A 10,625-nucleotide genomic window follows, 5' to 3' on the forward strand; every position below is an offset into this window, starting at 1 on the left:
TATCTCTGAGAAATCTGCGGAATATTCATGGCCATTCAGTTTTAGGAGCGTGGGACTAGCCAGAACGAATAGGTACAGGCAGCGGTGCAACTAATGAACTTTGATTTCGTCTATCTAGATGACTTTCTATAATCACCCATAACCTGGAGGTGGGGCAACATGAATCCGCATGATAAGGCCGGCTGGTGCAAGGCTTATTGGGCGCACAGTATCAAGCTGGTGCTAATGTTTGTGCTGCTGTTTACGGCTTGCTTTCCCGGAGCGGCGGCAGCAAAGGCAGCGTCGTCAGAGCTGATCATTGTCAACAAGAAGACAAACAAACTCGGTTATTTTAGCGGCGGCAAGCTAGAGAAGATTTTTCCGGTGGCAACGGGCAAAACGAAAAGCCTGACCCCTGAAGGTAGCTTCCCGATTGTGGTCAAGGTCAAGAACAGACCTTACTACAAGGAGAAGATTCCCGGCGGAGATCCGGCCAATCCGCTCGGTGACCGCTGGCTCGGACTAAAAGTGAACGGCACGATGGGCACAACCTACGCCATTCATGGCAACAATAATGAATCCTCCATCGGCAAATATGTCAGCGCCGGCTGCATCCGGATGCATAATGACGATATCCACTGGCTGTATCCGCGGGTGGCCAAGAATACAACCGTTATTATTACGTCCTCCTCATCGGATATGGAAACCATTGCTTCCAAAGCAGGTTATACACTCGGCCATAAAGTGTTCGCCGGGACGTACATCATTCATGGTGAAAGTGTAAAGCTAAAGGATCCTTTTGTAGTGGAGGACTCCAAAGTCTTTATTCCTCTAAGAGAATCCGTCGCCCTCTGGGGCGGCACATTGAAACTTCAGCCAGGGACCGGTGCACTTATTATTACCATCGGGGATCACACTGTGATTCACAAGCCGCAGACTGCTCAAGCGGTAGTTAATGGGAAAGTGGTTGCAATGACAGCTTCACGGCTGGAGAGCAGCAGGCTGCTCATTCCGCTGGACAACGTCACCGGGCTATTCGGATTGCAGTTCACCTGGAAGCCGAAGGAGCAGACAGTGACTTTCGCGGACTAAATTAACGTTCATCGTAATTATTGTAAGACCGCAGACGGGAAGGCATCCGGCTACGGTTTTTTTAACATAAACGCCTGCTGGACGACTGGCGGAATTTTTAAACGCTTTTCACTTCACCGGGGATAGGGCAGGATTTACAGGATAAATATTGAATTTATAGGTAGGTAAGTGCAAAGGAGGTTTTCGATGAAAGCTGACCCGATCTATATTGATCTTGCCTATGATGGAGAAACGGTAAAATTTAAATATGACAATACCCACGATGAGTACGCAAAAGGTAAAGTCAGAACCAGTGTCTGCAAAGGAATCAGTAAAGAGGTCACCGGTAAGAAGATTGAATATAAGCTGACTGGATGCTCCGGCAAAAATAGTGATCTGGCGGATTCTTTCAGTCTGAGGATACAAGGAAAACAACTGAGTGAGGAGTGAGCCGTATGACACTGAATTTGACCAGCCGGACTTTAGCACAGGAGGATCTGGACACCATCTGTACGTTTGTCCGGGACGCCGAAGAAGTTTATTTAGTAAGCCCGAAATTCCACTATCCGCTGACGGCGGAGCAAATCCTGAAGGTGCTTGAGAACAGATACAGCCCGACAGTCATCGTATCCGGTGATGCGCCGGAGCCGCTTGCCTATGCCAATCTTTATGATAAGGATGAGGAGAGCCATACCATTTGGCTGGGCAATGTGATTGTAAGTCCAAGCTACCGGGGGACGGGGGTTGCGGCTCACCTGCTCCAAACCATGATGGATACCGCCAAGCAGGAGCATGGAGTCCGGACGATGAAGCTATACTGCCACAATACGAATACAAGAGCACTGCTGTTCTATTGCAAGCAGGGATTCAGCCCCTGCGGATATAAGGTGCTGGTCAAACCGGATGGCGAGAAGCTAGTAGGGATCGCAATGCAAAAAGAGCTATGACCCTAACGAGACTGAGACTGCTATGATTTCCTATGAGGAGATCCCACCCGGAGTTAATGCTGATCACAGGTAGCTCTTAACTATAATTATTCTTGACCTTGCTTATCGCGGGCAGGCTTTATATACTGTAACCAATAATAAATTCGGACAATTACGGAGGTTCACCCGACTGATGAATAACTAACACGTTTCCCAGCAACAGACCAGTTAACTTGTGATGTGCTTATGCACAAGCCACGGGACGCCCTTATGGGGTGTACGGTCAGGGATACGTGTGTCGTTCGGGGCCTATACGATGCTAATAGAGGATTGAAGCTGGTGTTGACGGCTTGCCCTGCAATTAAACAGGGGAGGCTACGTCCGCACCTCTGTTTCCTGGCATCGCTCCCCCTTCATACACGACTCTACCGCAGGCCGCTGGCTGCGGTTTTTTTAGTTTCGGTATTTGATGAAGCGGAGGAATGAATATGACCAAGACCTTAATAAAAGCCAAAAATATACGCAAAGAGTGGAATGGCATTGCCCTATTTGAAGGTGTGTCGTTTGAAATCACCGAAGGGGAGCGCGTGCTGTTATTCGGGCGCAACGGGATCGGCAAGACGACGCTGCTGCAAGGACTGCTCGGCCGTCTGGCCTTTGAGGAGGGCAGTGTCTCTTACGGGTTGCCCGCGGAGGCATGGGGTGTGCTGGACCAGCAGCTGGAGATCTCAATTGAAATATCCGTGCTGGAGTATGTTTTCTCCGGCTGGAAAGAGCTAGCTGCGCTTAAAGGCAGACTAGAGATACTGGGCAAGCAGCTTCAGGATACGGAAGGTGCTGATGCAGAGGCGGTGGCCGAATATGGAGAAGTCTATGAGAGCTATCTGCAGTTGGACGGCTATGGCTGGGAAGCCAAGGTGGAGAAATGCCTCAGACAGCTGAAGCTTGATCCTGTGTTATGGGGCCAGCCGTACCGCCTGCTCAGCGGCGGCCAGAAGACACGGGTTCAGCTCGCTGCGCTGCTCGCCCGGCAGCCGAAGCTGCTGGTGCTGGATGAGCCGACGAATCATTTGGACAATGAGACGATGGAGTGGCTGGAGGAATGGGTACGGAGCTATCCCGGTACGGTATTGTACGTTTCCCATGACCGTACTTTCATTGACCGGACAGCTACTGCTGTGCTGGAGCTGACTCCACAGGGCTGCCGCCGTTATCCCGGCGCCTATAGGGAATACCGCGAGCAGAAAGCGCTGGAGGCCCGCACGCTTGAAGGGCAATACAAAAAGCAGGAGCAGGAGAAAGAGCAATTGCTGGAGAGCATCCGCCGTTACGCGGAATGGTTCCAGCAGGCGCACCGCGCCGCCGGACAGAACGATTTCCTGCGCTCGAAATCGAAGAAAAATGTTTCCCGCCTCCATGCCAAGGAGGCCAGCCTGGCAAGGCTGGAGAAAAACCGCGTGGAGCTGCCGAAAGCAGCACCCAAGCTGAACATGAAGCTGGAGAGTGAAGCTTTCCAGGGAGATGCGCTGCTGAGCTTACACAATATCCGTTGTGCCTATGGAGACAACCCGGCGCTGCTGGAGGATTTCAATCTCTCCTTGCGGCGGGGCGACCGGCTTGCCGTTCTGGGACCGAACGGTGCCGGGAAGTCCACGCTGCTGAAGCTGATCGCAGGAGTTGCACAGCCCTCCGGCGGTGAAGTGACTCAACATCCGCGTACTCAAATCGGTTATTTTGCTCAAGAATTGGATCATCTCAATCCTGAATCGACCTTACTGGACAGTCTGCTGGAATTGCCGGGGATGACGCAGACGGAGGCACGGACGATTCTGGGCTGCTTTTTATTCCCCCGGGAAGATGTCTTTAAGCACATTGGCGACCTTAGTATGGGCGAGAAATGCCGGGTAGCGTTCCTCCGCCTCTACTTCGGCAGAGGCAATCTGCTGGTGCTGGATGAACCGACTAATTACCTGGATATCGACACAAGGGAACGGGTGGAAGAGGCGCTTGCGGCCTATCCGGGCGGGCTGGTTATCGTCTCCCATGACCGTTATCTGCACACTAAGGTCGCCAACAGGCTGCTGCTGCTGGAGCATGGGCGGAGACCGCAGTTCTTCCCGGGCACTTATGAGGAATATACTGCAAAGGAACGCGGCCGGGTGCTGACCCCTGAGGAGCAGACTCGTGAAGGAGAATTGCAGTTGCTGGAGATGAGCCTGGCCCGGCTTATGCGGAGCGATGCCCTGGAGACAGAGGAAGAGAACCGGGAACTGATGGCAGAGATTGTGAATCTTCGGAAAACCATCGGGACGCTGCTGGAGGAAAACTGAATATTATGGAGAATTACTTCTTAGAATGGAGAAGCAGTAAAAAGCACTCCAGGGGGAGCGTGCAATATTCTATGGGACAAACGTTGGAAACCAGGCTTGAAATGAGTGACTTTGTGGGATTCTGGAAAAGGGTGTTGATCAGCCTGCTGGATTTTATTATTCTGGCCATTCCCGCCTATTATCTGAATAGATGGTCGCTTTCAGCGGCGGAGAATTACAATTCTTTAATCCCGCTGTTGATTGAGTGGGGGGCGCTGGCAGCGTTCAATATTTTTATGGTTGTGAAGTATGGCGGGACACCGGGGAGGCCGCTGCTCAAAACAAGAATTGTAAACGGAAGCGGCGCTTATCCTACGGTGAAGCAGTCGGTGATCCGCTACAGTCTTTATCTGATCAACTCGCTGCTTGCGGTAGTTATAACTTCTGATGAAAAGATGATTTCTTCGTTGTCCGGCTATTTTTCCGATTGGGCGAATCTGAACAATGGTCTTAATGAGATTCTGGGCCTTATTATTATTGTAGATTGCCTGATTATTGTGGTTACCCGCTACAACCGGGCATTCCACGATATGATGGCCGGAACATATGTAGTAAATAAAGACGCACTGGATGAACTGAAGTAAGACAAAAGGGGATGGAAACGGGTTGATCAACTACCCGATTCTATCCCTTTACTTGTCTCCGGAAAAAGTGCCCCCTTAACTAACTTCAAGTACAGCCTTCATGAAGATTTTCAGTGCTGAAGGCTCCCCCTCCTTGGTCCATTGTTGCAATGCCTCCGATTCACCTGCGACATAAGAAGCAAGCTTCTCTTGCAGCAATTTGTCAAAAACCTCCGGCTGCTTTTCCCGCTCAGACTGAAGCTTCAAGATCATCAGGGGCCAGCGGTAACCGCTTGTTCGATAACCGTGCTCAGGATAACGCTTCGCCAGCTCCAGCACGGAAGAAAGCGGCTGGCCGGCGGCTAGTTCCGCCGCCAGATAGCTGCCGATAAAGCGGTGGCTGAGGTCTTCCTCCAGCGCAACGGCAAACTGCTTGCGGGCCTCTGCCAATTGCCCCTGAAACATCAGTGCGGCAGCATGGATGGCCATCACATAAGAGCTTGGCTTTTCCTGAACAAGCTCATTATATATGGAATAATATTTGTTATAGTTCATCCAGTCGGCGTGGTCAAAGTAGTGATCTACAAGTGAAAAGGTAAAATTGGCATCCGGACGCAGCTGAACGAGCTGGATTAACAAGGGAATTGTTGCATCCTCCGCTTGTTTATCTTTTGCATAGGAGGCTTTGGCTGTTAGGAGATGGGTTAGCATTTTCAGGGCATGGGCATCCTGCGGATTTGCAGCGTAGTCCCGGCGGTAGGCTTGCAGTGCCTGTTCGAGCTTCTTGTCCTTAACAAGCTTGTCTGCGGCAGTAAGTGTACGCGACTTGTAATAAAAGAAAGGCAGATTGCCCACGGTATCATCGTTCAGCCGGTAGCCGTTGCTGCGGGTAAGCAGCTTGCCTTGCTCATCAAAAGCATCGATGGTCCACGAGAACCGGCCTTCAGGATCTGCGAACCCAAGCAGGGAGGACGGATCAATAGTTTTCCAGTCATCTGCGCCACCGCTGATGGAGAAGCCGCCGGCATCGTATAACTCTTCTGCCGGGATGGTTACCTTATTATCCTTAATGTTCTGCCGGACTATGGTAGTGAATGAGCCTCCCTCTATGACGGTACCGCTCAGGTTGTAATATGCCGCGGTTTTTACTGGTTCCCATTCAAATTTAACAGAGGAATCTGTAACCACTTGTGAATTTACGGGAGATTTCAGTTCAAGCAGTGGCTGCAGAACGATATTTTTGGTGAAATCATCCCCTGGCTTGATTTCAATCCAGTCCTCAGACTGTACAGGCCAGGTCCAGCCGTCAATCTGGGCAAAGCTGACGCCGATCTGAAGCTGATAGAAGCCGGGAATGACCCCGCTGAATTCAAAATGCCCGTTCTCGTCGGTAACGATTTGATAGGGTTCGGAATCTTGCATCACACTATGATAGATCTCGCTTTCCGCACGGAGAAAGATGCCGGCGCGCGGCACCGGGGTTCCATTGCTTTTGGTGAGTGTACCTTGTAGGGTCGCCGGTGTATGGATACCCATATCTACAACAGCTTGCAACGCCGTCTGAAGGGCAATAAGCCTAATTTCGCTGTTAGTACTTCCCTGCTCAAATGCTCCAGTACTGCTGTCATCGCCGCTTTCTCTCGAATGGATCACCTGCGTTTCGCCCCCGCCATATTCATTTTCCAGTTCTCCCCACCCCATCCGGTAACGTTCCAGCGCGGCTGTAACCAGAGTTAATGCCTCACGGCTTTTCCCTTGGGCAAAAAGCAGACGTCCGCCAAGCCAGGCCGTATGGGCATCTATTTCCAGATCGTTGTACTGGACAGGGAAATCCGCTTGCTTCAGCAGGTCTTCCGCCGCTGTAAAATTACCGCTGTTCAGTGCCCGTTCTGCCCGGATCAGCGTCAGTTCCTTTGCCAAGGAGGAGTTGCTGCTAATCCGCTCCACCGCAGCTGCCAGTGCCTGGTCAGCCTCATCATCCATTGTGCCAATCACGTCGTACTCATAGAGCAGCTGCTTGACCGCATTCAGCATAGAATAGTCAGCAGGGCCTTGCATAATATACTCCTGCAGGAATTTGATCCTGTCTCCGGGAAGCAGAGGGGAATGAGGTTCTTCGTTTTCGCTTTGTGATGATTGAGTCATCGAAGCTCCGATATACACATTGAAGCTGTACGAGGTATCTAGATTGCCGGGTTCAATGACCTTTGTGCGGATCAGCTCTATCCGTTTGCTGCCGGTGCTGCCACTTAGAGTATTGAGAAGTTTTATTCGATCATCCTTGGCTGTGGAAGCCGATAAGGAGGGGCTTCCTGTTCGGGATTGTGAGAAAGGCTGTACAACAGCTACAATAGCCAACAGAGAGAGGGGCAGCAGCACAAACAGCACCAGATGTTTGACCTTTAATCTAATTTTCATACCGTTTCACCGCCCGCTCATAGATGTCTTTCCAGTACATATTGCCTCCGGCTTTGATTAATTCACGTTGTCCCGGCTGCTGAACAGCTTGCTGGGTTTCAGTACCGGTATGCGGTGAATATAACAGCAGTGCTCCTGTTACGAGGATTGCCGTGCATGCGCCAACAGCTTTGAGCGGAATATCCAGCTCCTTGTTCCAAAGTGCCAGCAGACGGGCCCGGCCCGTAGGAGGGTGGGTTTGCCGCAGTACCTGTTCATGACCTGTGAAAGTGACGGGACGGAGCTCCTCATCAAGCCGCTTTTTGATTTGTTCACGATCCGTATTCATAGGAAATGCCCTCCTTCTCCAAAGTCTGCTTAAGCAGCATCCGGCCTCTGGCCAGACGGGATTTAACCGTATTCTCCGCTGTGTTCAGCTCCGCGGATATTTCGCGGATGCTCATTTCATGGAAATAGTACAAGGTCAGACTTTCACGATAGATGTAATCCAGGCTTCGGACGGCTTCAACCAACCGCACATGATGCCATTCCACCATAAAGTGATCTTCCGCTCCAGCGGAGGCACCGGACTCTTCCATCCATTGTCCGCTCTCTGCCGCAGGGAAAATGCTCCGCCAGCTCCACGTCCGCTGCTTCATCCGGCAGCGGTTGACAACAATGGAAACCAGCCAGGCCTTTAACCGCTGCGGATCATGAAGCTGGGCCATTTTGGCGTAAGCCTGAATAAAGGTATCCTGCACGGCTTCTTCGGCAGATTGCTGGTCTTTAAGCAGCAGGCAGGCGGTTCTGAGCAGCATATCACCATAAAGCTCCATCAACAGGCGGAGAGCCGACTCATCCCTAGCAATAATTCTTTCTATAATATCCAGATGAAGCTCCCCTCCCTTTACTATTAAGATGCGTGCTGGAGGATTATGGTTGCGTAAGCAGGAGATTTTTTCCTGAGATGCTAAATCAGAGTTGAATAGCAGATCGAATTAACTCAAAAGCAACTATGCGGAGTTGTCCAAATAGCTGCTTTTTAATTTATTTTTTTAATTGATTAATTTTTAGAGGAGTTAGGCGTAAGATGTCGAATTATGGGATATTAAGTTTGTTCACAAAATTGTCAGTTTCATAGACGAGATCACATAATGGAGGCAGCTAACGATGAAAAGAGGTTTAAGTTATTTTTCTGTAGGAACGATGTTGCTTGGAGTTCTAACGCTGTTCTTGTTTCACCCGCAGGCTGTAAATGCTGCTAATCCTGCACCGGATTCTTTTACGCTGAAAAGCTACGACAATTTACCATCCAGTGCAATGACGGATCTTGCCTATGGCAATAATACGTATATCGCAGTTGGTTACTACGGGGCGATTATTAAATCAGCGGATGCAGAGACCTGGGTGAACGTAAAAACAAAAGCAGACATCACCTACACTGGAGTGGCAGATCCGAGCTCTTTCACTTTTAACGGGGTAGCTTATGGAAACGGATTATTTGTCGTAGCCGGGAGCGCGGGAGTCATTCTGACTTCACCCGACGGCACAACATGGACGCAGCGCACCTCCAATGTGAGCAAGGGGATAGGGAATGTTGAATTTCTTCAATTTAATGGGAACAGTGCATTCTACGCCACAACAGAGGGGAAATATTTAACGTCGGCAGACGGAATTACTTGGACTTCAGTCGTCCCTACTGGCCTTGCTTCTAGCGATTATGTAACGAGAATAACGGTAGGAAATAATGGATCCAGACTGGCTATTGGCGCCGGGAACGGGAAAATATATTCCACCACGAATGGCACAACCTGGACTGTGGCACAGCCGTCAGGCCCTTCAGGACCATCTATTGGTACAAATATGATCACCTGGATGAAGGACCGCTATTATATTTCAGATCCTTTGGCATATATTTGGACCTCTACAGACCTCTCAACTTTCACTTTACTGGGTGCCCCCTTTAAGCAGAATTCTTCTCAATATAATAATCAGATGTTTAATGGATTTTATGATGGTACGAAATACTACTTGTTCGGCTATGAATCTCCTAATTATGGTGCTGTGTATACCTCGACGAACGGAACCACATGGACGATGCAGCCGTTTAAGAATTATTTTGTGACTCAGAGCTCGATGTTCGTGAACGGAAAATATTTCCGTCTGGGAAATGAAGGAATGATGGTATCCCCTAACGGCTCGGATTGGAGCTATAAATGGGGAGGGGCTTTCTATGAAGTTATCCATGACGGATCCCAATATGTCGCTGCTGGAAAACAAGGGGGCGATGGGGCTATATGGACTTCGGGTGACTTGACTTCATGGAGTAAAGCCGCTTTATCCTCAAGAACAGGAACCTTTACGGCCGCAGCGTACGGCAATAACAAATACGTGGCGATCGGTGACGTGAGTCAAACGACAACAGCGCTGGCCACCTCAACCGATGGTTCAGCGTGGACTGTGCGGAGCAGTATAAACGATTCCACATCTTTGACAGATATCACTTTTGGCAGCGGGAAATTTGTTGCAGTTGGGACAGGCTTAGGCTCGGTGCCCAAAATAAAAACGTCGGTTGACGGGGTGGTCTGGAATGAGCCTGTGCTGCCTGTGCAATCCCTTGATGCTCTATATACCGTAACCTATGATAATAATCAATTTATAACTTTAGGATATGGTTATGATAGCAGCGGCAATGTAGACCAGGCCGGTATCTGGACCTCAGCGGATGGGGACACCTGGGTAAATCACTCCGGTGCTTATCCGAATCAAACGGATGTTTTTAATAATATTGTATATGACGGAAGTAAATATGTCCTGACCGGGTATGATTCAATAACCTATGAAGTATTCTCCCGCACGAGTGATGATCTCTCGGCATGGAGCGCCCCAACTTTAACTGGTACTTATAGTTTCTACGGGGGTTCTACGATGATGGGACAAAAGGGAAACAATATTTATATAGTAGCATACGACAGCAACAATGTTCCGGGGATTTACTACACGGGAGACCAGGGCTCTACCTGGCAGGATGCTGGAGTTGATTTGTCGGACATTGATATCAATGCGATTTATGCACTGATGGAGCTGAATGGTGGAATTGTTATCTCCGGGAGTTCGCAATTAGTGATGGCGGCAACCGGATCCCTAGCGCAAGTGGACGCGCCAACAGCGAATCCAACCGGAGCCGGAGGCGCAGTGGCGTCGGGCACGGAGGTAACGCTGAGCAGCGCAACTAGCAGCGCAGTGATCTACTATACGACGGATGGCACAACGCCAACCAGCAGCAGCACGCTTTATAGCGGTCCAATCACCCTGACGAG

At 50.1% G+C, this 10,625-nt stretch carries 9 protein-coding genes; 6 read left to right on the top strand and 3 right to left on the bottom strand.

All coding sequences use genetic code 11. The features are described from left to right. Positions 1-159: 159 nt before the first annotated feature. From AC3WT9_RS26830 to AC3WT9_RS26850, 5 genes are all read left to right on the top strand, one after another. Positions 160-1,071, top strand: a complete 912-nt coding sequence (locus tag AC3WT9_RS26830) for a L,D-transpeptidase family protein (RefSeq protein ID WP_341090278.1) — start codon at positions 160-162, stop codon at positions 1,069-1,071. A gap of 186 nt (positions 1,072-1,257) precedes the next feature. Continuing rightward, positions 1,258-1,500 (top strand): DUF4362 domain-containing protein, encoded by a 243-nt coding sequence (locus AC3WT9_RS26835; RefSeq protein ID WP_341090279.1) that lies wholly within the window; start codon positions 1,258-1,260, stop codon positions 1,498-1,500. A gap of 5 nt (positions 1,501-1,505) precedes the next feature. Then, positions 1,506-1,997 (top strand): GNAT family N-acetyltransferase, encoded by a 492-nt coding sequence (locus AC3WT9_RS26840; RefSeq protein WP_341090282.1) that lies wholly within the window; start codon positions 1,506-1,508, stop codon positions 1,995-1,997. A 467-nt stretch (positions 1,998-2,464) separates the two neighbouring features. Continuing rightward, complete coding sequence (gene abc-f / locus AC3WT9_RS26845; protein WP_341377507.1) at positions 2,465-4,306, top strand: ribosomal protection-like ABC-F family protein; 1,842 nt, start codon at positions 2,465-2,467, stop codon at positions 4,304-4,306. Positions 4,307-4,377: 71 nt separating this feature from the next. Further along, positions 4,378-4,929: an RDD family protein gene (locus AC3WT9_RS26850; RefSeq protein ID WP_341377508.1), complete on the top strand. Its 552-nt coding sequence runs from the start codon at positions 4,378-4,380 to the stop codon at positions 4,927-4,929. Between the two features lie 75 nt (positions 4,930-5,004). On the opposite strand, the gene AC3WT9_RS26855 is transcribed toward AC3WT9_RS26850, so the two are convergent. The 3 genes from AC3WT9_RS26855 to AC3WT9_RS26865 are packed head-to-tail and all read right to left on the bottom strand — an operon-like array spanning position 5,005 to position 8,144. Beyond that, the gene (locus tag AC3WT9_RS26855) at positions 5,005-7,326 is read right to left on the bottom strand and encodes a carboxypeptidase-like regulatory domain-containing protein (protein WP_341377509.1); all 2,322 of its coding nucleotides are present in this window, start codon (positions 7,324-7,326) and stop codon (positions 5,005-5,007) included. Further along, entirely contained in the window at positions 7,316-7,654 is a 339-nt protein-coding gene (locus AC3WT9_RS26860; protein ID WP_341377510.1) for a hypothetical protein, read from the bottom strand. The genes AC3WT9_RS26855 and AC3WT9_RS26860 overlap by 11 nt, the downstream gene beginning before the upstream one ends. After that, positions 7,638-8,144: an RNA polymerase sigma factor gene (locus AC3WT9_RS26865; protein ID WP_445935285.1), complete on the bottom strand. Its 507-nt coding sequence runs from the start codon at positions 8,142-8,144 to the stop codon at positions 7,638-7,640. Before AC3WT9_RS26865 ends, AC3WT9_RS26860 begins: the two co-directional genes overlap by 17 nt. Before the next feature lie 331 nt (positions 8,145-8,475). Between AC3WT9_RS26865 and AC3WT9_RS26870 the strand changes: the two genes are divergently transcribed. After that, positions 8,476-10,625: DUF6242 domain-containing protein (locus tag AC3WT9_RS26870; protein ID WP_492408205.1), on the top strand; the 2,150-nt coding region annotated here is incomplete at its 3' end.

Source organism: Paenibacillus sp. EB106-06-01-XG199, from assembly GCF_058791575.1.

What these genes read in the sequence shown, in the direction of transcription:
- AC3WT9_RS26830 (WP_341090278.1), top strand. Translation starts at nt 160, where the DNA reads ATGAATCCGCATGATAAGGCCGGCTGGTGCAAGGCTTATTGGGCGCAC.
- AC3WT9_RS26835 (WP_341090279.1), top strand. Translation starts at nt 1,258, where the DNA reads ATGAAAGCTGACCCGATCTATATTGATCTTGCCTATGATGGAGAAACG.
- AC3WT9_RS26840 (WP_341090282.1), top strand. Translation starts at nt 1,506, where the DNA reads ATGACACTGAATTTGACCAGCCGGACTTTAGCACAGGAGGATCTGGAC.
- abc-f (WP_341377507.1), top strand. Translation starts at nt 2,465, where the DNA reads ATGACCAAGACCTTAATAAAAGCCAAAAATATACGCAAAGAGTGGAAT.
- AC3WT9_RS26850 (WP_341377508.1), top strand. Translation starts at nt 4,378, where the DNA reads ATGGGACAAACGTTGGAAACCAGGCTTGAAATGAGTGACTTTGTGGGA.
- AC3WT9_RS26855 (WP_341377509.1), bottom strand. Translation starts at nt 7,326, where the DNA reads ATGAAAATTAGATTAAAGGTCAAACATCTGGTGCTGTTTGTGCTGCTG.
- AC3WT9_RS26860 (WP_341377510.1), bottom strand. Translation starts at nt 7,654, where the DNA reads ATGAATACGGATCGTGAACAAATCAAAAAGCGGCTTGATGAGGAGCTC.